The organism is Pedococcus ginsenosidimutans, from assembly GCF_039544395.1.
GTDB lineage: Bacteria > Actinomycetota > Actinomycetes > Actinomycetales > Dermatophilaceae > Pedococcus > Pedococcus ginsenosidimutans.
The window spans coordinates 458548-481575 of record NZ_BAABLO010000012.1 but is presented as its reverse complement, the minus strand read 5'-3'; the positions used below and the strand labels follow the sequence as shown (position 1 = coordinate 481575).

At 73.4% G+C, this 23028-nt stretch carries 21 protein-coding genes and 1 rRNA gene; 20 read left to right on the top strand and 2 right to left on the bottom strand.

The annotated features are described in order from the left end of the window. The first annotated feature begins 89 nt into the window (after positions 1 to 89). From rrf to aspS, 17 genes are all read left to right on the top strand, one after another. A 5S ribosomal RNA gene (gene rrf / locus ABEA42_RS16895) occupies positions 90 to 206 on the top strand. Between the two features lie 177 nt (positions 207 to 383). After that, on the top strand, positions 384 to 1562 hold the full coding sequence (locus tag ABEA42_RS16890; protein ID WP_345505034.1) for a tetratricopeptide repeat protein: 1179 nt from the start codon (positions 384 to 386) through the stop codon (positions 1560 to 1562). Next, positions 1563 to 2576, top strand: coding sequence for an HAD-IIA family hydrolase (locus ABEA42_RS16885; RefSeq protein ID WP_345505033.1), 1014 nt, complete (start codon positions 1563 to 1565; stop codon positions 2574 to 2576). It abuts the gene before it with no gap. A gap of 46 nt (positions 2577 to 2622) precedes the next feature. Next, a complete protein-coding gene (locus tag ABEA42_RS16880; RefSeq protein WP_345505032.1) occupies positions 2623 to 3333 on the top strand; it encodes a hypothetical protein in 711 nt (236 codons plus the stop codon). Then, positions 3330 to 3584, top strand: a complete 255-nt coding sequence (locus ABEA42_RS16875; protein WP_345505031.1) for a hypothetical protein — start codon at positions 3330 to 3332, stop codon at positions 3582 to 3584. Before ABEA42_RS16880 ends, ABEA42_RS16875 begins: the two co-directional genes overlap by 4 nt. Further along, positions 3581 to 4396, top strand: a complete 816-nt coding sequence (locus ABEA42_RS16870) for a TlyA family RNA methyltransferase (protein WP_345505030.1) — start codon at positions 3581 to 3583, stop codon at positions 4394 to 4396. Before ABEA42_RS16875 ends, ABEA42_RS16870 begins: the two co-directional genes overlap by 4 nt. After that, complete coding sequence (locus ABEA42_RS16865; protein WP_345505029.1) at positions 4393 to 5343, top strand: NAD kinase; 951 nt, start codon at positions 4393 to 4395, stop codon at positions 5341 to 5343. Before ABEA42_RS16870 ends, ABEA42_RS16865 begins: the two co-directional genes overlap by 4 nt. A gap of 36 nt (positions 5344 to 5379) precedes the next feature. Beyond that, positions 5380 to 7098, top strand: coding sequence for a DNA repair protein RecN (gene recN, locus ABEA42_RS16860; protein WP_345505028.1), 1719 nt, complete (start codon positions 5380 to 5382; stop codon positions 7096 to 7098). 62 nt (positions 7099 to 7160) lie between these two features. Beyond that, complete coding sequence (steA, locus tag ABEA42_RS16855; protein ID WP_345505027.1) at positions 7161 to 8345, top strand: putative cytokinetic ring protein SteA; 1185 nt, start codon at positions 7161 to 7163, stop codon at positions 8343 to 8345. Further along, the gene (locus ABEA42_RS16850; protein WP_345505026.1) at positions 8342 to 9280 is read left to right on the top strand and encodes a copper transporter; all 939 of its coding nucleotides are present in this window, start codon (positions 8342 to 8344) and stop codon (positions 9278 to 9280) included. The genes steA and ABEA42_RS16850 overlap by 4 nt, the downstream gene beginning before the upstream one ends. A 6-nt stretch (positions 9281 to 9286) precedes the next feature. Further along, a complete protein-coding gene (locus ABEA42_RS16845; protein WP_345505025.1) occupies positions 9287 to 10153 on the top strand; it encodes a hypothetical protein in 867 nt (288 codons plus the stop codon). Beyond that, positions 10150 to 11796, top strand: coding sequence for a murein biosynthesis integral membrane protein MurJ (murJ, locus tag ABEA42_RS16840; protein ID WP_345505024.1), 1647 nt, complete (start codon positions 10150 to 10152; stop codon positions 11794 to 11796). The genes ABEA42_RS16845 and murJ overlap by 4 nt, the downstream gene beginning before the upstream one ends. After that, complete coding sequence (locus tag ABEA42_RS16835; protein WP_345505023.1) at positions 11793 to 12896, top strand: glycosyltransferase family 4 protein; 1104 nt, start codon at positions 11793 to 11795, stop codon at positions 12894 to 12896. Before murJ ends, ABEA42_RS16835 begins: the two co-directional genes overlap by 4 nt. Before the next feature lie 11 nt (positions 12897 to 12907). After that, positions 12908 to 14614 (top strand): CTP synthase, encoded by a 1707-nt coding sequence (locus tag ABEA42_RS16830; protein ID WP_345505022.1) that lies wholly within the window; start codon positions 12908 to 12910, stop codon positions 14612 to 14614. Next, positions 14611 to 15339 carry an NUDIX hydrolase gene (locus ABEA42_RS16825; protein ID WP_345505021.1) on the top strand — a complete coding sequence of 243 codons (729 nt, stop codon included), beginning with the start codon at positions 14611 to 14613 and terminating at the stop codon, positions 15337 to 15339. Before ABEA42_RS16830 ends, ABEA42_RS16825 begins: the two co-directional genes overlap by 4 nt. Before the next feature lies 1 nt (position 15340). Continuing rightward, a complete protein-coding gene (locus tag ABEA42_RS16820) occupies positions 15341 to 15745 on the top strand; it encodes a YchJ family protein (RefSeq protein WP_345505020.1) in 405 nt (134 codons plus the stop codon). A gap of 114 nt (positions 15746 to 15859) precedes the next feature. Further along, positions 15860 to 17689, top strand: a complete 1830-nt coding sequence (gene aspS, locus ABEA42_RS16815) for an aspartate--tRNA ligase (RefSeq protein ID WP_345505019.1) — start codon at positions 15860 to 15862, stop codon at positions 17687 to 17689. Between the two features lie 71 nt (positions 17690 to 17760). Here aspS and ABEA42_RS16810 read toward each other — a convergent pair whose 3' ends face one another. Both ABEA42_RS16810 and ABEA42_RS16805 read right to left on the bottom strand, forming a co-directional pair. After that, positions 17761 to 18555 carry a GNAT family N-acetyltransferase gene (locus tag ABEA42_RS16810; RefSeq protein ID WP_345505018.1) on the bottom strand — a complete coding sequence of 265 codons (795 nt, stop codon included), beginning with the start codon at positions 18553 to 18555 and terminating at the stop codon, positions 17761 to 17763. Next, complete coding sequence (locus ABEA42_RS16805; protein WP_345505017.1) at positions 18552 to 20756, bottom strand: MMPL family transporter; 2205 nt, start codon at positions 20754 to 20756, stop codon at positions 18552 to 18554. Before ABEA42_RS16805 ends, ABEA42_RS16810 begins: the two co-directional genes overlap by 4 nt. Before the next feature lie 82 nt (positions 20757 to 20838). Here ABEA42_RS16805 and ABEA42_RS16800 point away from each other — a divergent pair, with 82 nt between their 5' ends. From ABEA42_RS16800 to ABEA42_RS16790, 3 genes are read left to right on the top strand one after another with little or no spacing between them, the layout of a single operon-like run. Next, positions 20839 to 22173 carry a replication-associated recombination protein A gene (locus tag ABEA42_RS16800; RefSeq protein ID WP_345505055.1) on the top strand — a complete coding sequence of 445 codons (1335 nt, stop codon included), beginning with the start codon at positions 20839 to 20841 and terminating at the stop codon, positions 22171 to 22173. 51 nt (positions 22174 to 22224) lie between these two features. Further along, on the top strand, positions 22225 to 22608 hold the full coding sequence (locus tag ABEA42_RS16795) for a DUF948 domain-containing protein (RefSeq protein WP_345505054.1): 384 nt from the start codon (positions 22225 to 22227) through the stop codon (positions 22606 to 22608). Between the two features lie 5 nt (positions 22609 to 22613). Further along, positions 22614 to 22937: a DUF6167 family protein gene (locus tag ABEA42_RS16790; protein WP_345505016.1), complete on the top strand. Its 324-nt coding sequence runs from the start codon at positions 22614 to 22616 to the stop codon at positions 22935 to 22937. Positions 22938 to 23028: the final 91 nt, after the last annotated feature.

The following is a 23028-nucleotide window of genomic DNA, read 5'->3' as shown; positions in this document are numbered from 1 at the left end:
AACTTGATACAACAAAGATGTTACGCGTCCACTGTGTGGTTCCCGAGATACGGTCGGGACAAACAAACCACTGAATATCTCCATAGAGTTTCGGCTGTCATAGCGAAGGGGAAACGCCCGGTCCCATCCCGAACCCGGAAGCTAAGCCCTTCAGCGCCGATGGTACTGCACTGGTGACGGTGTGGGAGAGTAGGACGCAGCCGAACACACCTTCACAAAAGGGCCTTCCCACGGGAAGGCCCTTTTGCATTCCCGGGCTCTCATCCCATCGAGATGCCTGGATTCGAAACAACCCATGCGCACGCGGAGACGTCCCCGGGAAGTGCCCGGCAAAGACGGAGTCCGTAGACTGCACGACGAATACTGCACAGCGAGGAGCATCCGTGTCGGAGAACCAGTCAGGTCGTGACGGCCAGGGCCGTCGTCCATCCTCGGGCGGCGGTCGCCCCGGAGGCTCCGGTGGCTCCCGCGGCCAGGGCGGCGGTGGCTCCCGAGGTCAGGGTGGCGGCTACCGCGGTCAGGGTGGTCAGGGCGGCAGCGGCGGTGGCTCCGACCGTGGCGGCGCCGGCGGCTACGGCGCAGGTCGGTCCTCCGGCGGACGCCCCACTGGGGGCCGTCCCGGAGCAGGTCGTCCCGGTGGACGCCCGCCCGGCGGCTCCGAGCGCCGTGGTGGAGCCGGTCGGCGCGACGAGCGCGACGCCGGGTCCTTCGACAACAGTGAGCGTCGCGGTGGTCCGCGGCTTGCGCCGCGTACCCCCAAGCTGCCCGAGCCGCGCATCGCCGAGGGCGTCACGGGCAAGGAGCTCGACCGTGCGGTGCACCACCAGCTGCGCACCCTGAGCAAGGAGAACGCCGAGGGCGTCGCCCAGCACCTGGTCATGGTGGCGGCGCTGCTCGAGGTCGACGACTTCAGCGGGGCCGAGGCGCACGCCGAGACGGCCGTGCGACGGGCCGGACGAGTGCCGGCAGCCCGCGAGGCCCTCGGCCTGGTGGCCTACCGCAAGGGGGAGTGGGCCAGGGCGCTCAGCGAGTTCCGTACCGCGCGGCGCCTCAGCGGTTCCTCCCACATGCTGCCGCTCATGGTGGACTGCGAGCGGGGCCTGGGTCGTCCCGAGCGTGCCCTGGAGCTGGCGATGTCTCCGGAGGCAAAGACGCTGACCGTGGAGGAGCGGGTCGAGCTCGCCATCGTGATCTCGGGCATCCGGCGCGACCTCGGCCAGCTCGACGCCGCCCGCCTGGCGCTGGAGATCCCACAGCTCAAGGCCACGGGACGCAAGCCCTGGACGACGCGGTTGGCCTACGCCTACGCCGAGACGCTCCTCGCCGTCGGCCGGGAGGAGGACGCGCGGACCTGGTTCGCCCGGGCCGCGGACACGGACACCGAGCTCGAGACCGATGCGGCCGAGCGCCTCGCCGAGCTCGACGGGGTCATCCTCACCGACCTGCTCGAGGGCGAGGAGGAGGACGACCTCGAGGACGTCGACCACGACCGTGGCAACGACCGTGGCAACGACCGTGGCAACGACCGTGACCATGACCGCGGCACGGACGGCGACCGCTAGGTGTCGACCCTGATCGAGCGGTACGCCGCGGTCGTCTGCGACCTCGACGGCGTGGTGTACCGCGGCCCGGCCGCGGTGGACCACGCGGTGTCCGCGCTGTCGTCGCTGTCGGTACCGATCGTGTACGCGACCAACAACGCCTCCCGCCCGCCGGGTGAGGTGGCGGCCCACCTCACCGACCTCGGCCTGCGCGCCAGCGGTCGCGACGTCGCAACCAGCTCCGAGGCCGGGGCTGAGATGCTGTCCCGCCACCTCCCCGCTGGGTCCACGATCATGGCGGTTGGCGGACCCGGGGTGCGTGAGGCGTTGCAGGCCAAGGGGTTCCGGGTGTTGACGCCGGCTGACCTGCGTGACGACCCGAGCCTGCGGCCCGCCGGCGTGCTCCAGGGTTACGGGCAAGGGGTGACGGCCGCGGACCTGTCCGAGACGGCGTACGCCGTCGTGGCCGGGGCGATGTGGGTCGCGACCAACACCGACCAGACGCTGCCCACGCACCGGGGTACGGCGCCGGGCAACGGCATGCTCGTGGCGGCCGTGCGACGAGCCGTCGACCGCGACCCGATCGTCGTCGGCAAGCCGGAGGCCCCGCTCTACGAGCTGTGCGCGCACCGGCTCGACATCCCCGCGCGACGCGTGCTCGCCGTGGGGGACCGGCTCGACACCGACATCGCCGGGGCGGTCACCGCCGGAATGGACTCCGTCCTCGTGCTGACCGGAGTGGACTCGGTGACCTCGTTGGCCACGGCACCAGCGGCCATGCGCCCGACCTACCTCGTGGAGGACCTGCGCGGCCTCCGCACCGAGTACGTGCCGACCGAGACCGACTACTCGTGGTGGGAGTGCGGCGCCGACCGACGCCGGCTCGTCGACGGTCGCTGGGAGGTCGCCCGGACGGGGAGTCCCATCGAGGCGGCGCGCGCCGCCGTCGCCTGCGTGCACCAGGCCCTCGACGACGACGAGATCACTCACGACGCGGCTCGACGCCTCGTGCGGGACGTCGACGTCTGGCAGTAGCGTGAGGAGTCGAGCGACGCCCGGTCGCTCTCCCGAGGAGGACCACATGGCGTTCGAGTCCGTGCGCAGCTATGTCCAGCTCGCCAGCGGTCTGGGTGAGATGACCATGGCCAAGGCGATGGAGGCTGCCCAGGGCCTGCTGGCCCTCCCCGGCGTCGACGAGGTCAGCCGCCGCGCGGTCCAGGCCTCCACCCTCGCCGACCAGCTCCTCGAGGCGGCGCGCGCCAACCGCGCGAACCTCGTGGCCCTCGTGCAGGCCGAGGTCGAGGCCGCGCTGAGGCGTGCCGACGTGGCCAGGGTCGGTGACGTCGACGCCGCCCGCGCCGCGCTGGCCGGGGTCACCAAGGAGCTCGCGGACCTCAAGGACCTCGTCGTCGCCACCGGTGTCTCGGCAGTCGCCGGCGCAGCGGGTGCCGCCCGGTCCTCCGGCCGTCCCTCCGGTGCGGTGAGCACGGTCGCCGAGGCGGCCACGCGGGCAGCAGAGCCCAGCGTGGCCCCGGCCTCCAAGAGCGCCCCGGCAAAGAAGACGGCCGAGAAGAAGACGGCTGCGAAGAAGTCCACGGCGACCACGAGCGCTCCGGCGAAAAAGGCGACCGCGAAGAAGGCGACCGCGAAGAAGACGGCTGCGAAGAAGTCCACGGCAACCAAGAAGGCCACGGCAGCCAAGAAGGCCACGGCGACCACGAGCGCTCCGGCGAAAAAGGCGACCGCGAAGAAGACCACCACCAAGGCGACGGCGAAGAGGACCGGCTCGTGACCGAGCAGCACAACGACCAGCACGACCAGCACCCCCACCCGCGGCCACCGGTCGCGACCCCTCCCGCGCCAGCTCCTCCCGCGCCGGCGGCTCCGGACCTCGGCGAGCACGCCACCGGCGACATCGTCATCGACTCCGCCCTGCAGGACCTGCGTGACGCGCCCGAGGACGACCTCGACGCCCGGATCGCCGCTGGACAGCGCGTGCACCAGACGCTCCAGGGACGCCTGTCCCACCTCGGCGGCGAGTGAGCGACCACACCCGGCTCGACGTCGAGCTCGTCCGCCGCGGGCTGGCCAGGTCGCGAGGTCACGCCAGAGCCCTGGTCGAGGCCGGCGACGTGGTGGTGTCCGGAGCCACCGCAGCCAAGGCGTCCGCACCGGTGGGCGACGGGACCCCCATCGAGGTCCGCGAGGAGGGGCCCCGGTGGGTGAGTCGCGCGGCGTACAAGCTCGTCGGCGCATTCGAGGCGTTCGGTGACCGGGGGCTCACGGCCCACGACAAGCGCTGCCTGGACGTGGGTGCCTCGACCGGCGGGTTCACCCAGGTGCTGTTGCACCGGGGCGCCGAGCACGTCGTGGCCCTCGACGTGGGTCGCGGGCAGCTCGTGCCCGAGCTCGCTGAGGACCCCCGGGTCACCGACCGGCCCGGCACCACGGTGCGGGGGCTGTCCGCAGACGACATCGGTGGGCCCGTCGACCTCCTCGTCGCCGACCTGAGCTTCATCTCCCTGACCCTCGTCCTGGACACCTTCCGCGGCCTGCTCCGCGACGAGGGTGACGCCGTCGTGCTCGTGAAGCCCCAGTTCGAGGTGGGCCGGAGCCGGCTCGGCAAGGGCGGGATCGTCCGCAACCAGGGCGACCGCGCCTGGGCGGTGACCGAGGTGGCGCGTTGCGCCATCGCGACGGGGCTGCACCCCAAGGGGCTCGCCGAGAGCCCCATCCGGGGAGGTGAGGGCAACGCCGAGTACCTGCTGTGGCTGACCCCGCGCGCTGACGAGGGCATGGGATGGCAGGCTCTGGTGAAGACCGCAGACCAGGTGAGCCTGAAGGGAACCCCGTGACCGCCCCAGCCCGCCGCAGGATCCTCCTCGTGGCCCACCCACGCCGCCAGGAGGCGCACGACCTCGCCGCAGGGGTGGTGCAGCGCCTGCACGACGCCGGGATCGAGGTCGTGGTCCAGTCGGACGAGGCGGCCGCGGTCAACCTCTCCGCCCAGGACGGGGTGACGCTGGCGAACGCCGACAACCCGGCCGAGGGCTGTGAGTTGGTCTGCGTGCTCGGGGGCGACGGCACGATCCTGCGTGGCGCCGAGATGTCGCGGGGGACCGGCGCGCCCCTGCTCGGGGTCAACCTCGGCCACGTCGGCTTCCTCGCCGAGGCCGAGCGGGAGGACATCTCGGCCACCGTCGAGCACATCGTCGCCCGCACCTACACGGTCGAGGAGCGGATGACCCTCGACGTCACGGCCAAGGTCGACGGCTCGCCGGTCTACACCAGCTGGGCCCTCAACGAGGTCACCGTCGAGAAGGCCAATCGTGAGCGCATGCTGGAGGTCGTCGCCGAGATCGACGGCCGCCCCCTGACCACCTGGGGCTGTGACGGGGCCGTCGTGGCCACCCCCACCGGCTCCACGGCCTACGCGTTCTCGGCCGGGGGACCGGTGGTGTGGCCCGACGTCGAGGCGCTGCTGCTCGTGCCGATCAGCGCCCACGCCCTGTTCGCCCGGCCGCTGGTCGTGGGGCCGCAGTCCCACCTCGCGCTCGAGGTCGTGCCGGACACCCTCGGCACCGGTGCGCTGTGGTGCGACGGACGCCGAGCGGTGGACCTGCCCCCGGGCGCGCGCATCGAGGTGGTGCGCTCGCAGACCCCCGTACGGCTAGCGAGGCTGAGCCGGTCCCCGTTCACCGACCGGCTGGTGGCCAAGTTCGACCTCAACATCCACGGCTGGCGCGGCCAGGCCCGCCGCGAGGAGGCGGCCCGCAACGGCCGCCCCACCCCGCCGGCCTGACGGGCGGCGTCAGCCCCGCGTGAGAGGCTGTGCCCCGTGCTGCAGGAACTGAGGATCCAGCGTCTGGGCGTCATCGACGACGCCGTGCTCGACCTGCACCCGGGCCTCAACGTCCTGACCGGTGAGACCGGTGCGGGCAAGACCATGGTCGTCACCGGCCTCGGCCTGCTGCTCGGCGCGCGTGCCGACGCCGGCCTGGTCCGGTCCGGTGCGACCACCGCCGTGGTCGAGGGACTCGTCGACGTGCCCGAGTCGCACCCCGCCTCCCTGCGCGCGGCCGAGGCCGGCGCCGAGGTGTCCGACGGGCTCGTGCTCGTCCGGACCGTCTCCGCCGAGGGCCGCTCCCGCGCGCACGTCGGTGGCCGGTCCGCCCCGGTGGGCGTGCTGGCCGAGGTGGGTGAGCACCTGGTGGCCGTGCACGGCCAGGCCGACCAGTGGCGGCTGCGCCACGGCGACCAGCACCGGGCGATGCTCGACCAGTTCGGGGGCGACGCGGTCGCGAAGGCGCTGGCCCGCTACGTCGCCGTGTACGACGAGCACGAGGCCGCGCGTGCCGAGCTCGCCTCACTGCGGGAGGCGGCCCGTGACCGCGCGCGCGAGGTCGAGATCCTCCAGCACGGGCTCGAGCAGCTGGAGCAGCTCGACCCCCAGCCGGGGGAGGACGCCGACCTGCGGGTGGAGGACGAGCGGCTCAGCCACGCCGAGGGGCTGAGGACCGCGGCCGCACTGGCCCACGACCACCTCGCCGGTGCGCAGGACTACTCCGGGCAGGAAGGGCCCGGCGCCGCAGAGACCGTCGCCGCAGCCCGGCAGGCCCTGGCGGGGGAGGTGGACCACGACCCGGCCCTCAAGGAGCTCGACCGACGTCTGGCCGACCTCGGCTACCTCGTGGCCGACCTCGCCGCGGACCTCAGCTCCTACCTCACGGACGTCGACGTCGACCCGGCGAGGCTGGCGTGGGTGCAGCAGCGTCGCGCCGACCTCACCGCCCTGACGCGCAAGTACGGCGAGACGGTCGCCGATGCGCTCGACTGGGGCCGCGAGGCGGCCCAGCGGCTCGACCTGCTGCTCGGGTCCGACAGCCGCATCGAGGAGCTGGAGCCCAGGCTGGCCGAGCTCGACGCCCAGCGCACCAGCGCGGCGCAGGCCCTGACGACGGCCCGCCGCAAGGCGGCCTCGCGCCTGGCCAAGGCGGTCACCGCGGAACTCGGGCACCTCGCCATGGGGCAGGCCCGGGTCGAGGTCGACGTCAGCCCGCGACCCTCCGGGCTCGGCCGCAGCGGCGCCGACGACGTCGAGATCCTCCTGGCCGCCAACCCCGGTACCCCCGCCAGGACGGTGGCCAAGGCAGCCTCCGGCGGTGAGCTGTCCCGCGTCATGCTGGCCCTCGAGGTCGTCACCGGTGCCGCGGGTGGGGCCGACGTGCCGACGTTCGTCTTCGACGAGGTGGACGCCGGCGTGGGCGGCACCGCGGCACTCGATGTCGGGGCCCGGCTCGCCGCCCTGGCCGAGCACGCCCAGGTCGTGGTCGTGACCCACCTTCCCCAGGTCGCCGCGTACGCCGACCGCCACCTGGTCGTCCGCAAGGCCAGCGACGGGCACATCACCTCCAGCGGCGTGCACGCGCTCGACGACGACGAGCGCCTGCGTGAGCTGGCCCGGATGATGTCGGGGGCCGAGACCGAGGCCGCCCTGGACCACGCCCGCGAGCTCGTCGCGGCCAGCTCCGCCCGCAGGGCCGCAGCGGTCTCCTGAGCCACGACGCGCCCCGCGTGGGGCGCGCTGAGCAGGCGTGCGCGCATGGGAGGATGGCGACGATGCCGCTGAAGATCCCCCGCCAACGCGCCCGCGAACCCGAGAGCCCGGGGGTCCGCGGGCAGGTCCGCGTCGACGCCCGCACCAAGAACCTCACCAAGCGGCTGCGCCCCGGTGAGATCGCCGTCATCAACCACCAGGACATCGACAAGGTGAGCGCGGAGGCGCTGCTCGCGTGCCGGCCGGCCGCCGTCATCAACGCCGCGCCGTCGATCTCCGGCCGCTACCCCAACCTCGGCCCCGAGATCCTCATCGACGCAGGGGTCCCGCTGCTCGACAACGTCGGCGCCGACGTGATGCACACGTTGCAGGAGGGCCAGCAGGTCCGCGTCGACGGCGACCAGGTCTGGGTCGGTGACGAGGTGGTGGCCAAGGGCCAGGCGTTCGACCCCGAGATCGTCGCCGCGGCGATGACCGAGGCGCGCGCCGGGCTGGCCGTGCAGCTCGAGGCCTTCGCCGCCAACACCATGGAGTACCTGCGCCGCGAGCGCGACCTGCTCCTCGACGGCGTCGGTGTCCCCGACATCACCACGAAGATCGACGGGCGCCACGCGCTCATCGTCGTGCGCGGCTACCACTACAAGGAGGACCTGCGGACCCTCCGCAGCTACATCCGCGAGTACCGGCCGGTCCTCATCGGGGTCGACGGCGGCGCGGATGCGCTGATCGAGGTGGGTCTTCGGCCCGACCTCGTCGTGGGTGACATGGACTCGGTGTCCGACGCCACGCTGCGCTGCGGTGCAGAGGTCGTCGTGCACGCCTACCGCGACGGCAACGCACCCGGCCTCGAACGGGTGCGCCGCCTCGGGGTGGAGCCGGTGGTCTTCCCGGCCACCGGCACCAGCGAGGACGTCGCCATGCTCCTCGCCGACGACAAGGGCGCCGAGCTCATCGTCGCCGTCGGCACGCACGCGACGCTGGTCGAGTTCCTCGACAAGGGTCGCAGCGGCATGGCCAGCACCTTCCTGACCCGCCTTCGCGTCGGCGGCAAGCTCGTCGACGCCAAGGGCGTGAGCCGGCTCTACCGCTCACGCATCTCCAACCTCGCCCTCACGCTCATGCTCCTCGTCGGGCTGAGCGCACTCTTCGCGGCCCTGTGGTCGACGACGGGTGGGCGCGCCCTCCTGCAGGTCCTCGGCGCTCGCTGGGACGACCTGTGGTCCTTCGTCGTAGGAACCGTCACGTGATCGACTTCCGTTACCACCTCGTCTCCATCGTCTCGATCTTCCTCGCCCTCGCGGTGGGGATCGTGCTCGGTGCCGGTCCCCTCAAGGAGGACCTGGGCAACACCCTGACGTCGGAGGTGAAGAACCTCCGCCAGGACAAGGCCACCCTGCGCTCGCAGCTCGACCTGGCCGAGCGCGGCGGCAAGGCCCGTGACGACTTCACGACGGCCAGCAACCGCAGCCTCCTGGCCTCGCGCCTCGCAGACACCACGGTCAGCGTCATCGTGCTGCCGGGCGCCGACTCGGGCCTGGTGAAGTCCACCACCGAGACGCTGACCGGCGCAGGGGCCACCATCGGGTCCACGATCTCCGTCCAGGACGCCTGGGTCGACCCGGACAAGGCGACCCTGCGCTCCACCCTGGCCCAGCAGCTGGCCGGGCAGGTGGGCGTGCCCGTGGACCAGTCGGCCGACCTCGTCGACACGGTGCTCGCCCGCTCGGTCCTCACCAAGGCGGGCTCCGGCGCTCCCGGCGCCACCGCGGCCCTGGAGGGACTGCGGACGGGAGAGCTCGTCAAGTACAGCTCCGACACCGTCACGCGGGCCACCGTGGCCGTCGTCGTGGCAGGGCCCGTCAGCGGCTCTGACGCCGCCGAGCGCACCGACAGGGCGACGGCGCTGGCCAGGCTCGCCGGCGCCATGGACTCGGCGGGTGCCGGCGCCGTGCTGGTGACCAGCAGCACCGCCCCGGGCACCACGGGAGTGGCATCGGTGGTCACCACGGTCCGCGACGACAAGGACCTGCCGGACACCCTGAGCACCGTCGACGACGGCGAGCTGCCCATGGGCCAGGCGAGTGTCGTCTTCGGCCTCCTCGAGCAGGAGGCGGGGAAGTCGGGGCAGTACGGCCTCGCGAGCGACGCCTCCGCGGCCTTCCCGCAGCTCGCGACCAAGTAGGGCGCCGTGCACCCTCTGGCGACCGGAGCCCTGGCCGGGGTCGTGGCCTCCGTCTCCCTGCGGGCGCTCGGCACGAACCCGCCCGGGGGTGCCGAGCGGTGGGAGCGCACCAACCACGCCGGCCGCAGAGTGACCCTCCTCGAGGGACCGGCGTACGCCATGGGTGCAGCCACCGCCGCCGGGCTCACGGGCGCCGGACCGGGCCCGGTGCTCGCGGCCACCGCGTCGGCCGGACTCGGCGCGCTCGACGACCTGGCGGGCGACTCCTCGAGCAAGGGGCTCAAGGGTCACCTCGGTGCCCTCGCGCGCGGCGAGGTCACCACCGGCGCCGTGAAGGTGCTCGGCCTCGCCGTCACGGGGCTCGCCACCGCCGCCCTGGTGGACCGTGACCTGCGGCGGTCGGCGACGAGGCCGCACGGGTCAGCCGGACCCGGGACGGTCCCCACCCCGGTCGACACCCTCGTGGGGGGAGCCGTGGTGGCCGGCACGGCCAACCTGCTCAACCTGCTCGACCTGCGTCCCGGACGTGCGCTCAAGGCGACGGTCCTCGGGGCGGCGGCGATGGCCTCGACCCGTGGGGCCCGGGGCACCACCCGTACGGGTGCGGCCACCAGCGCCGCGGCGGCCGCCGGCGCGGCAGTGGGCCTGCTCGCACCGGACCTGCGTGGCGAGGCGATGCTGGGCGACACCGGTGCCAACAGCGCCGGCGCGCTGCTCGGCACCGCGCTGGTCCAGGCCACCGGTCGCCGGGGGCGGCTCGTCGCCCTGGCCGTGCTCACGGGCCTGACGCTCGCGTCGGAGAAGGTGTCCTTCACCAGGGTGATCGAGTCCACCCCGGTGCTGCGCGAGGTCGACGCCCTGGGCCGCCGATGACGGCCGGGACGGTCGGGACCTCGGTGGCGCGGGCCGCGGGGCTCATCGCCGTGGCGACGCTGCTCGCCCGGGTGGCGGGGTTCGTGCGGACGATGGTCTTCTCCAACAGCGTCGGGGCGGCCGGGGTCGGTGACGTCTACCAGACCATCAACCTCGTGCCCAACGTCGTCTACGAGGTGGCGGCCGGTGGCGTCCTCGCCGCCGTCGCGGTCCCCCTCATCGCCGGCCAGCTCGGCATGGGCCGCGAGGAGGAGGCCGACCGCACCGCGTCGGCGCTGCTCACCTGGGCCGTGCTCGTCCTCACCCCGCTGGCCGTGCTGCTGGCAGTGCTCGCACCGTGGCTCAGCAGCGCGCTGCTCGGGGCCCGGGCCTCGCAGGCGGAGCTGGACCTGGGGGCCCACATGCTGCGGCTGTTCGCCCCCCAGGTGCTCCTCTACGGCGTGGGCATCGTGCTGTCCGGGGTGCTGCAGGCCCGGCGGCGCTTCCTCGCGGCGGCGCTGGCCCCGCTGCTGTCGAGCCTCGTGGTCATCGCCGCCTACGTCGCCTACGGCGCGCTCGCCGACACCGCCGACGGCCCGGGTGCGGTCTCTGATCCGGCGGTGTGGACCCTCGCGGGCGGCACCACGCTCGGTGTGGTGGTGCTCAGCCTGCCGCTGCTCGTGCCGGTGTTCCGGTCCGGGGTGCGCCTGCGCCCGACGCTCGGGTTCCCCGAGGGCCTTGCCCGCCGGGCCGCCTCCCTGGCCGGAGCCGGGCTGGTGGCGCTGGTCGCCCAGCAGGCTGCCGTCCTGACCGTCCTGTGGATCACCCACCACCGCACCGACGTGGTGGGCACCGTCAACGCCTACGCCTACGTCCAGGCCGTCTACCTGCTGCCGTACGCCGTCCTGGCCGTGCCGATCGCGACCTCGGTCTTCCCCGCGCTGGCGCACACCGCCGGCCAGGAGTCCCAGGGGCTGGTGGGCACCGCGGCCCGCGACTCCCTGGCCCGCGGACTGCAGGGCATCCTGCTGCTCACCGCCGGCGCCGCTGCGGTCCTCATGGCCGTCTCGCGGCCCGTGGGTGCCTTCTTCTCGCACTTCGACCGCGGGTCGGACCTGGGGGGAGGCGCCGCGCTGGCTGCCATCCCCGGAGCGCTGTCGGCCTACGCCCCCGGTGTCGTGGGGTTCGGTGTGGCTGCGCTGCTGACCCGCGCGCTGTATGTGCGGGGCCGCCCGTCCCACGCGGCGCTGGCGGTGGCCGCCGGGTGGGCGGTGACCGCCCTGCTGCCGCTGGCGGTCCTGCCCGAGGGGTCGAGCGCGGGAGCCACCCTTGGCGTCCTCGGGGTGGCCTCGTCCGTCGGCATGGTCCTGTCCGCCCTCGTGCTCGTCCTCCTCGTGCGGCGGGCGTGGGGGCCGCTGGCCCTCGCCGGCAGCTATCGCACGCTCGGCTCGGCCATCGTCGCGGTGGCGGTGTCGCTGGCGGTCGGTGACGGCATCGCGCGCGCTCTCTCGGCGACCTCGGTGTGGGGCGCCCTCGGGGCCGGCATCGCGGTGGCGCTGGCCACAGCGGCCACCTACCTGGCGGTGATGGCGGTGGGCGACCGGGAGACCTTCCGGGAGATGCGCCGGCGTGGTCGCAGCAGGCGCCTGGGGAGCGCGGCATGAGGGTGGCCATGGTCGTCGGCCGCAGCACCGGCGGCATCGGGCTCCATGTCGTCGACCTCGCGGCACACCTGCGCGAGCTTGGCGACGAGGTCGTCACCGTGACCGACGACCTGACCGCCGAGCGCTTCGACCTCCCCGACGCCCTGCGCTGGTGGCCCGCCCGCAGCGGTGGTGTGCGCGGCCTGCTGGCCGACCTGCGCAGGATGCACCGCCTCGCGCGCACCTCCGACGTCGTGCACGCCCACGGTCACCAGGCGGGCCTGTTCGCGGTCCTCGCGGCGACGGGCACCCGCACTCCGGTCGTCGTGAGCCAGCACAACGCCGTACTCGACGGACCCAGGGCTGCCCTCGGCCGTGCCGTCCAGTCCTTCGTCGCCCGCCGGGCGGCCCTGGTCACCGTGGCGTCGAGCGACCTCGTGGCGGTCGCGAGGCGGCACGGGGCCCGTGACGCGAGGCTGGCCGCAGTGCCCTCGCCGAGGGTCCCCGCGCTGCTCGGCACACCTCCCGCGGGCGTCGCCGAACGCCGTGCGCGCGCCGCCGGGCTGCTCCGAGCGATGGGCCTCCCGGACACGGGTGCCCTCGTGCTCACCATCTCCCGGATCGCCCCGCAGAAGAGCCTCGACGTCCTCGTCGACGCCGCTGCCCGGCTGGACGCGCCCGTGCAGTGGGTCGTCGTCGGCGACGGCGACCCGGGCCTGCTCGCCGACCTGCGCCAGCGGGCCGGGCACCTCGCCTCCCCGGTCCACTTCGTCGGCGCGGTCGCCGACCCCACCGCGTGGCTCGAGGCCGCCGAGGCCTTCGTGCTGCCGAGCCGGTGGGAGGCCCGGGCCCTCGTGGTGCAGGAGGCGATGGCTGCGGGGCTGCCGGTCGTCGCCAGCGACACCGGTGGCCTGCACGACCTGGTCGACGGGGCCGGGGTGCTCGTCCCGGTCGGCGACACGCCCGGGTTCGCCGGCGCCGTCGAACGGGTCCTCGGCGACCCCGAGCTGCGCGGACGGCTCTCCCAGCAGGGGCGCGACCGCGCCACCACGTGGGAGGACGGCCTCGCGGCGGCACGCCGCTGGCGGGAGTGGTACTCAGCCCTCCCCGGGATGACGTAGGCTTGAATCCCGTGGTGGAGCAGACGAAACACATCTTCGTGACCGGGGGCGTTGCCTCTTCTCTGGGCAAGGGCCTGACGGCATCCAGCCTCGGACGCCTGCTCACGGCGCGCGGCCTGCGCGTCACGATGCAGAAGCTGGACCCGTACCTCAACGTGGACCCGGGGACGATGAACCCGTTCCAGCACGGCGAGGTCTTCGTGACCGACGACGGGGCCGAGACCGACCTCGACATCGGTCACTACGAGCGGTTCCTCGACAGCAACCTCGTGGGCATGGCCAACGTCACGACCGGACAGGTCTACAACCAGGTCATCGCCAAGGAGCGTCGCGGCGAGTACCTCGGTGACACGGTCCAGGTGATCCCGCACATCACCAACGAGATCAAGGAGCGCATGCGGGCGCAGGCCGCCGGCAGCCCCGGCGTCCCGGCCTCCTCCGCCCCCGACGTGATCATCACCGAGATCGGTGGCACGGTCGGCGACATCGAGTCGCTGCCGTTCCTCGAGGCCGCCCGCCAGGTGCGCCACGACGTGGGCCGCGACAACGTCTTCTTCCTGCACGTCTCGCTGGTGCCCTACCTCGCCCCCAGTGGTGAGCTCAAGACCAAGCCCACGCAGCACTCCGTGGCCGCCCTGCGCCAGGTCGGTATCCAGCCGGACGGGCTCGTTCTGCGCGCCGACCGGGAGATCCCGGACAGCATCAAGCGCAAGATCTCGCTCATGTGCGACGTCGACACCGAGGCCTGCGCCGCCGCCGTCGACGCGCCGAGCATCTACGACATCCCGAAGGTCCTGCACAAGGAGGGCCTGGACGCCTACGTCATCCGTCGCCTCGGCCTGAACTTCCGCGACGTCGACTGGCACGACTGGGACGAGCTGCTGCGCCGGGTCCACAGCCCCGAGCACACGGTCGAGATCGCCCTGGTCGGCAAGTACATCGACCTGCCCGACGCCTACCTGTCGGTGACCGAGGCGATGCGCGCCGGCGGCTTCCACCACGATGCCAAGGTCAAGATCCGCTGGGTCGCCAGCGACGAGTGCCAGACCGAGGTCGGTGCCCAGCGCGCGCTCGGCGGCGTCGATGCGGTGCTCGTGCCCGGAGGCTTCGGCGTCCGTGGCATCGAGGGCAAGCTCGGCGCGCTGCGCTGGGCCCGCGAGAAGCAGGTGCCCACGCTCGGCATCTGCCTGGGCCTGCAGTGCATGGTCATCGAGTACGCCCGCAACGTCGCCGGCATCGAGGGTGCGAGCTCCACCGAGTTCGACCCGCAGACCCCCGCTCCGGTCATCGCGACCATGGAGGAGCAGAAGGCGTTCGTCGAGGGCGCCGGTGACCTCGGTGGCACGATGCGCCTGGGCTCATACCCCGCCAAGCTCGCCGAGGGCTCGGTCGTCGCCGAGGCGTACGGCGCCGTGGCGGTCGACGAGCGGCACCGGCACCGCTACGAGGTCAACAACGGCTACCGCGAGCAGCTCGAGGAGGCCGGCCTGGTGTTCTCGGGGCTGTCCCCGGACAACAACCTCGTGGAGTTCGTCGAGCTGCCGCGCGACGTGCACCCCTACTACGTCTCGACCCAGGCGCACCCCGAGTTCAAGTCGCGCCCGCACCGCGCCCACCCGCTGTTCGCAGGCCTCGTCGGGGCCGCGATCAACGCCCAGCGCGCAGCCCGGCTGGTCGAGGTCGAGCGCCCCCGCGCCACGGCCGACGTCACCGCGTGAGCGACGCCGCGGACGCCTCCGCGGACCTCTCCGGGGCAGTCCCGGCGGGGGAGGACCACGGCTGGCTCGCCGACCGGTTCGAGGCACGGCCCGTCGTGGCGCAGGAGACGGTCTTCGAGGGCATGGTCTGGGACGTCGTGAGCGAGACCGTCGACCTCGGTGAGGCCGGCGAGGTGACCCGCCAGTTCGTGCGGCACCCGGGAGCCGTCGCGGTCGCCGCGCTCGACGACGAGGGTCGGATCGCGCTGGTGCAGCAGTACCGGCACCCCGTGCGCATGTTCGAGTGGGAGGTCCCCGCCGGGCTGCTCGACGTGGACGGTGAGGCACCGCACGTGGGGGCGGCCCGCGAGCTGCACGAGGAGGCCGACCTGGTCGCCGACACGTGGCACGTGCTGGTCGACTACGTCAGCTCGCCGGGTGGCATCGACGAGGCGCTGCGCATCTACCTCGCGCGCGACCTGTCGCCGGTGCCCCACGCCGACCGGCACACGCGGGACGGGGAGGAGCTCGGCATGCCGCTGCGCTGGGTGCCGCTGGAGGAGGTGCGCGACGCGTTCCTCGCGGGACGCGTGCACAACGCAGCCCTGGGCATCGCCGCCCTGAGCGCCCTGGCCTCCCGCGACCAGGGCTGGGCGACCCTGCGCCCCGTCGACGCGCCCTGGCCGATCCACCGGTCCCACCGCGACGACGACCACGACCACGGCGCGCACCACCGGGGGTCCTGACGTGCCCGGCGACCGGGGGACCTTCGGGTCCGCGGCCGCCCGGCCGTGCCCGTGCGGCCGCGGCGACACCTACGCCGTGTGCTGCGGCCCGCTGCACACGGGGGAGTCCGTCGCCCCCACCGCGGAGCAGCTCATGCGCAGCCGCTACAGCGCCTACGTGGTCGGCGACGCGGCGTACCTCGTGCGGACCTGGCACCCGCGCAACCGGCCGGACCCGCTCGAGGTGGCCCCGGACCCCGGGTGGCTGCGGCTCGAGGTCCTCGGCACGAGTGGGGGTGGGGAGGACGACGAGACCGGAGAGGTCGAGTTCGTCGCGACCCACGTCGACGGGCCGCTGCACGAGCGCAGCCGGTTCGTGCGCCGGGGCGGCCGGTGGGTCTACCTCGACGGCCCCGTCCTCGGCTGACCGCCCCCTGACCCACACCGGCAGCGGAAACCGATTCGTGGGGCCCCGGACGCGGTCCGTAGGATGGGCGGGCTCGTCCGAGCGCCCATCGTCCCCGAGATCGAAGGAACTCCTGTGCTTCGCACCCACGAGGCCGGCACCCTGCGTGCCGACCACTCCGGCCAGACCATCACGCTCACGGGCTGGGTTGCCCGTCGGCGCGATCACGGCGGAGTCGCGTTCCTCGACCTGAGGGACGCCAGCGGCGTCGCGCAGGTGGTCGTCCGTGACGAGGTGCTCGCCGAGGGTGGCGCCCACGACCTGCGCAACGAGTACGTCGTCAAGGTCGTCGGCGAGGTCAGGGCGCGCCCGGAGGGCAACGCCAACCCGGACCTGCCCACGGGGGAGATCGAGGTCATCGCCAGCGCGCTCGAGGTGCTCAACGCCTCGGCACCGCTGCCGTTCCAGATCGACGAGCGCGTGACCGTCGGCGAGGAGGCGCGCCTCAAGCACCGCTACCTCGACCTGCGCCGCCCGGGACGGTCGTCGGCCGGCACCGCGATCCGCCTGCGTTCCAAGGTCAACGCTGCCGCGCGCGCCGTGCTCGGTGCCCGCGACTTCGTGGAGATCGAGACGCCCACGCTGACCCGCTCCACCCCCGAGGGTGCCCGCGACTTCCTCGTGCCCGCACGCCTCGCGCCGGGGTCCTGGTACGCCCTGCCGCAGAGCCCGCAGCTGTTCAAGCAGCTGCTCATGGTCGCCGGTATGGAGCGCTACTACCAGATCGCCCGCTGCTACCGCGACGAGGACTTCCGCGCCGACCGGCAGCCCGAGTTCACCCAGCTCGACATCGAGATGTCGTTCGTCGAGCAGGAGGACGTCCTCGAGCTCGGCGAGGCCATCGTCAAGGAGGTCTGGAAGCTCATCGGCGTCGAGCTGCAGACGCCGTTCCTGCAGATGACCTACGCCGAGGCCATGCGCCGGTTCGGCAGCGACAAGCCCGATCTGCGCTTCGGCAACGAGCTCGTCGAGTGCACCGACTACTTCAAGGACACCACCTTCCGCGTGTTCCAGGCCGAGTACGTCGGCGCCGTGGTCATGCCCGGCGGCGCCTCGCAGCCCCGCAAGCAGCTCGACGCGTGGCAGGACTGGGCCAGGAGCCGCGGCGCCAAGGGCCTCGCCTACGTCCTGGTGCAGGAGGACGGCACGCTCGGGGGCCCGGTCGCCAAGAACCTCACCGACGCCGAGCGCGACGGCCTCGCGGCCCACGTCGGCGCCCAGCCCGGCGACTGCATCTTCTTCGGCGCCGGGGCGACCAAGGCCTCGCGGGCGCTACTCGGTGCGGCCCGTCTGGAGATCGGCCGCCGCTGCAACCTGATCGACGAGGACGCCTGGTCGTTCCTGTGGGTGCTCGACGCGCCCCTGTTCGAGCCGAGCGCCGACGCGACCGCCTCGGGTGACGTGGCCCTCGGCTACAGCGCCTGGACCGCGGTGCACCACGCGTTCACCTCGCCCAAGGCCGAGTTCCTCGACACCTTCGACACCGACCCGGGGTCGGCGCTCGCGTACGCCTACGACATGGTCTGCAACGGCAACGAGATCGGCGGTGGCTCCATCCGTATCCACCGCCGCGACGTGCAGGAGCGGGTCTTCCAGGTGATGGGCCTGTCGCAGGAGGAGGCGCAGGAGAAGTTCGGCTTCCTCCTCGACGCGTTCGCCTTCGGCGCCCCGCCGCACGGCGGCATCGCCTTCGGGTGGGACCGCATCGTGTCGCTGCTGGCCGGCACCGAGTCGATCCGCGACGTCATCGCCTTCCCGAAGTCCGGTGGCGGCTTCGACCCGCTCACCGCGGCCCCGGCGCCGATCACGCCGGAGCAGCGCAAGGAGGCCGGGGTGGACGCCAAGCCGTCCACGGACGCCCCGGCAGCCCCAGGTGCGGAGAAGGCCGGCACCGTCACCAGCTGACGCACGGCACCGGTACGGCGCCCGCTCACCGAGCGGGCGCCGTACCCGTTGTCGGCGCGCCGGGCGTCCGGTCAGTCGGGCGTCCGGTCGGTCGGGCGGAGCCGGCGGCTCGACCAGGCGTGCGTCTGCCCGTAGCCGAGCCCGGTGTAGAGCCGACGGGCGACGTCGTTGTGCGAGTACATGCCGAGCGTGCACACGCCGGCCTGCGCGACCGCCGCCCGCGTGAGCCCCGCCGTGACGGCGAGCCCGAGCCCGGTACCGCGCGCGGCCGGGTGCACGGTGATGCCGGACAGGACGGGGTACCCGGCGAGGTTGGGTTCGCGCACACCGCACGCCAGGAGGGCTCCGCCACCGTCACGCACCCCGACCCAGTGCTGGTGGGGGTGCTCGAAGGGCCTCGCGTCGGTGCCCGGGTTGGCCAGTGCGAGCAGCTCCCGGATGGCGGGCTCGTCGCGTCGGCCCAGGGCCACCAGCCGGTCCTCGGTCGCCACCGGCGGTGGCGGCGCCGACGTGCACAGCCACTCCCACTCGTTGCCGCCGTCGAGGGGCAGGTGCCGTGCCACGGCGTCGAGCGACCCGCGCTGCACGGTGACCGAGCCGAGCCCACCCAGCAGCCCGCCATCCGGCCCGTCCGCGAGCATCGCCGCCACGAGGCGGTCGACGTGGTCCGGGGGACCCATCACGAGCAAGCCGTGGCGGCCGGTGTGGGTGCGTCGGGGGAGGGCGAACGCATCGCCCAGCCGGTGGGCAGCAGCACCCAGCGGAGCCGGGATGTCCCAGCGCAGGAACGCGCTCCCACCGCTGAGCGCGAGCAGCTCCTCGTGGGTCGAGACCCGTTGCAGCACAGGGGTGTCCGGCTCGTTCACTCGGTGATCCCGAACCGCGCGTGCCACCGCCGAAGACCGGCCGGCGCCCACCAGTTCCACGTCCCGAGCAGCTTCATGGTCGCCGGCACCAGCAGCATCCGGACGAGCGTCGCGTCGAGCAGGACGGCGACCGCGAGGCCGACGCCCGTCTCCTTGATGACGAGCAGGCGACCGGCCACGAACCCCGAGAAGACGATCACGACGAGGAGGGCGGCCGAGGTGATGATGCGACCCGAGCGCTGGAGCCCGGCGATGACGGCGCGGTCGTTGTCGACCCCGCGCTCGTGGAGCTCGACGATGCGCGAGAGCAGGAACACCTCGTAGTCCATCGACAGCCCGAACCCGAAGGCCAACACGAGCAGCGGGATCGTCGACTCGATGGCCCCGACCGAGTCGAATTCCAGCACTCCTTCGAGGTGGCCCTGCTGGAACACCCAGACGACGACCCCGAGGCTCGCGCCGAGCGAGACGACGTTCATGAGCAGCGCCTTGACCGGGATGACCACGGACCCCGTCATGAGGAACAGCAGCACGAGGGTGGCCAGGGCGACGAGGGCGAAGGCGTACGGAGCGCGTTCACGCAGCGAGCCGGTGAAGTCGTGCAGCCCCGAGGCCTGGCCGATCACCTTGGTGGGGAAGTCGGGGCGGTCGGCCTGCAGCGCGGTGACCGCGTGGCGTGCCGTGTCGCCGAGCGGCCCGCCGGGCACGTCGACGGAGACCAGGCTCAGGGTGTCGTCCACCCGCTCGGCCCGCCCCACGAGGCGGTGGCCGTCGACGACGGGCAGGGCGGCGGCGTACTCCTGCGCGCGGGCCAGCGGGGTCTCGGCCACGACCTGCAGGTCGGGTCCGGACAGCTGCGGGTACCGCTGCTCGAGCTGGGTGAAGAACTCACGCTGGGGGGCGCTGACCGGCAGCAGCTCCTTGCCCGAGGAGGTCAGCTTGAGCTGGAAGGCGGGGGCCGCCAGGGTCCCCAGCACCACGAGCACGGCCAGGATCACCAGGACCGGGCGGCGGAAGACCGCGGTGGCCAGGCGCGAGAAGACGCCCTCCTCCGGAGCCTGCTCGGTGCCGCGCTTGAGCAACCTGCGGGCGCCCAGCACGCAGAGGGCGGGGACGAGGGTGAGCGCCACGAGCATGGCCACGAGCACGACCGACAGGCCCGCCGAGCCGATGGCCTTGAGGGTGGAGGCCTCGAACACGAGCAGGCCGCCGAGGGAGATGGCGACGGTGAGGCCGGAGAAGACGACCGTGCGGCCGGCCGAGTCGACGGTGCGCGCGATGGACAGCAGCACCTCCTCGTGCGTGATCTCCGAGGCGGGCCGGCCCTGGACGCGGCTGCGCAGCTCCTCGCGGAAGCGGCTGACCGTGAGCAGGCCGTAGTCGATGCACAGGCCGAGCCCGAGGACCGTGACGACGTTGACGACGGTGGCGTCGAGGTCGATGAGGTGCGAGAAGGCGAGCAGCGAGGCCAGGGCGCCCCCGATCGAGGCGATGGCCCCGACGATGGGCATGCCCGCGGCGATGAAGCCGCCGAAGACCAGCACCATCACCAGGAAGCTCACGGGCAGCGCGATGCCCTCCCCGGCGCGCAGGTCCTTCTCGACCTGCGAGGTGATGGCGTCGATGAGGTCGGCGAGCCCTCCGGTCGTGCCCTTCGCGCCCGGGACGTCGGCGACCAGCTCCCGCAGCCGGGTGTCAACCTGCGCCTGGGCGCGGTCCCGGGCCGCGCCCTCGAGCGAGGGGTCGAAGGTGACCACGGCGGCGAAGCCGTCACCGGTCGTCGGCAGCAGCGCCCTGGCCTCCGGGCTGCCGATCCCCGACGGCACCAGCTGGGGCGCCGCGACCGACACGACCCCCGGGATGCGGCGCAGGTCGGCTGCGGCCGAACGCACGGCGGCGACGCTCGCCGGGGCGGAGGCCTGGACGCCGGTCACCTGCAACAGGTGGGTGGAGGTGGCCGACCTTCCGGCTGCGACGAGCTGGTCGCGGCCCTGGAGGTTCTCGCCGGCGACCGCCGGGTCGCCGGACTGCAGCCGGTCGAACAGCGACTGGTTGCCGAACGCCCCCGTCGCCCCGCCGAAGGCCGCGACGACGGCGAGCAGCCAGACGACGACGACCGTCCTGGGGTGCCGGCCGATCAGGGCGCCGAGGTGGGGGAGGGCGGAGGCCGCCCGGTCGGGGTGGTCTGGCGCGTCGGTCACGGGAGATACCCTGCCATCCGTGGTGACTGGTGACGGCGACGACCTCTTCGCTGAGGCATCGCGGTCGCGTTCGGGTGACCGCATGCCCACGGGCGCCGCCCTGCCACCCCTCGCCGTGCGCATGCGCCCCCGGTCGCTGGAGGAGGTGCGTGGCCAGGGCTCCGTGCTCCGTGCCGGCAGCCCGCTGCGGCGCCTCATCGAGGGCTCGGCCGGCGCCGCGGGCCCCCTGTCCGCGATCATCTGGGGGCCGCCCGGCACCGGCAAGACGACCCTGGCCCACCTCGTGGCCACCGCGGCCGACCGCCGGTTCGTCGAGCTCTCCGCGGTCACCGCCGGCGTCAAGGACGTGCGGCAGGTGATGGACCAGGCGGCCCGTGACCGGGACCTGTACGACCGGCAGACGGTGCTGTTCCTCGACGAGATCCACCGCTTCACCAAGGCCCAGCAGGACGCCCTGCTGCCCGGTGTCGAGAACCGCCAGGTCATCCTCGTCGCCGCGACCACGGAGAACCCGTCGTTCTCGGTGATCGCACCGCTGTTGTCGCGCTCGATGCTCATCACCCTGGGCTCGCTCACCGACGAGGAGGTGGCCGAGGTGCTGGCCTCGGCCGTGGCCGACGACCGCGGCCTCGCGGGGGAGATGAGCCTCGCCGACGACGCCCGCGACCACCTCGTGCGCATCGCCGGTGGTGACGCCCGGCGCGCCCTGACCTCGCTCGAGGCCGCCGCCGGGGTGGCCCTCGACGAGGTCGCCCCGGGGTCCGACGCCGAGGGCCCGGTGGAGATCACGCTCGCCCACACCGAGCAGGCCGTGGCGCACGCCAGCGTCCGCTACGACAAGACCGGCGACCAGCACTACGACGTGGCCTCGGCGCTCATCAAGTCGATGCGCGGCTCCGACGTCGACGCGGCGCTGCACTACCTCGCGCGGATGCTCGAGGCGGGTGAGGACCCACGCTTCATCGCCCGCCGCATCGTCATCTCGGCCAGCGAGGACGTCGGCATGGGTGACCCCACGGCGCTCCAGACGGCCGTCGCCGCGATGCACGCCGTGGCGCAGATCGGCATGCCAGAGGCGCGGATCATCCTCGCCCAGGCGGTGGTCCACAACGCGCTCGCACCCAAGAGCAACGCCGCGTACACCGCGATCAACGAGGCGATCGCGGACGTGCGGGCCGGGCGCGGGGGAGCGGTGCCGCCCCACCTGCGTGGCAGCGGGTACGCCGGCGCCGCGCGGCTCGGCCACGGGGACGGCTACGTCTACGCCCACTCCGAGCCCGATGGCGTCGCGCGCCAGGACTACCTGCCCGAGGACCTGCAGGGCCAGACCGACTACTACCGGCCCACCGACCGCGGGTTCGAGGAGCGCCTCGGCCCCCGCTGGACCTGGCTCAAGGGCCGCATCCGCAGGTCCTGACGGACTGGCCGGGTCCGCCCCCGGCATCGGGGTAGGGTTGCCGCCATGGATGTGAGTCTGGGCGACATCGCGGGCATGATCGCGGCTCTGGCGTTCGCGTTCCTGGTCTTCCGACTGGGCAGCGTGATCGGCAAGGCCGGCAAGATTCTCGACGAGACGCGGGTGGGTCTGCGGACCACCACCGAGAACGTCCAGCCCACCCTGCTCAAGCTCACCGACACGGTCAGCCTGACCAACGAGCAGCTGGCCCGGGTCGACGGCATCACCACCAACGTCTCCGCGATCACCACGAACGCCAGTGCGCTGACGGCCCTGTTCGCCGCCACGCTCGGCAGCCCGGTGGTCAAGGTCGCGGCGTTCACGTACGGCGTCCGCTCGGCCCTCAGCGGCGCGGGCTCCAAGTCGACCGGCGGCCGTCGCCGCCGCCGGGGCTGATCCCGGTGGCACGGCTCTTCTGGGTCGCGCTCGGCGCCGCCGCGGGTGTCTACGCGGTGCGCAAGGTCGGCAAGGCGGCGCAGGCCTACACGCCGGCCGGTGTCGCCGACGGGCTCTCGGACTTCGGTGACGGCCTGCGCGAGCTGGCTGCGGCTGTCCGCGAGGGCATGGCCGAGCGTGAGGGCGAGCTGAGGCTGGCCCTGGGCATCGACGCAGGCACGGCCGACGACCCGGAGGCGGGCGCGGCACGGCTCGACGCCGCCTCGGCGCGGGCCCTGCTCGACGACCCGACCGGCCGTCGCGGCGAAGGCGCGCACCGAGCTCGGTAGGGGCGCCGCGCCCCGGCGCGCTCGCCCCGACCCACCACGACGTTCACTACCCGTACGATTCGTCATGCCCGCCCACCCCCCGAGGGCATGC

Bases quoted from the DNA above. Each gene is read 5' to 3' on its own strand.
- ABEA42_RS16880 (WP_345505032.1), top strand. From the start codon at position 2,623: ATGGCGTTCGAGTCCGTGCGCAGCTATGTCCAGCTCGCCAGCGGTCTG.
- steA (WP_345505027.1), top strand. From the start codon at position 7,161: ATGCCGCTGAAGATCCCCCGCCAACGCGCCCGCGAACCCGAGAGCCCG.
- murJ (WP_345505024.1), top strand. From the start codon at position 10,150: ATGACGGCCGGGACGGTCGGGACCTCGGTGGCGCGGGCCGCGGGGCTC.
- ABEA42_RS16835 (WP_345505023.1), top strand. From the start codon at position 11,793: ATGAGGGTGGCCATGGTCGTCGGCCGCAGCACCGGCGGCATCGGGCTC.
- ABEA42_RS16800 (WP_345505055.1), top strand. From the start codon at position 20,839: ATGCCCACGGGCGCCGCCCTGCCACCCCTCGCCGTGCGCATGCGCCCC.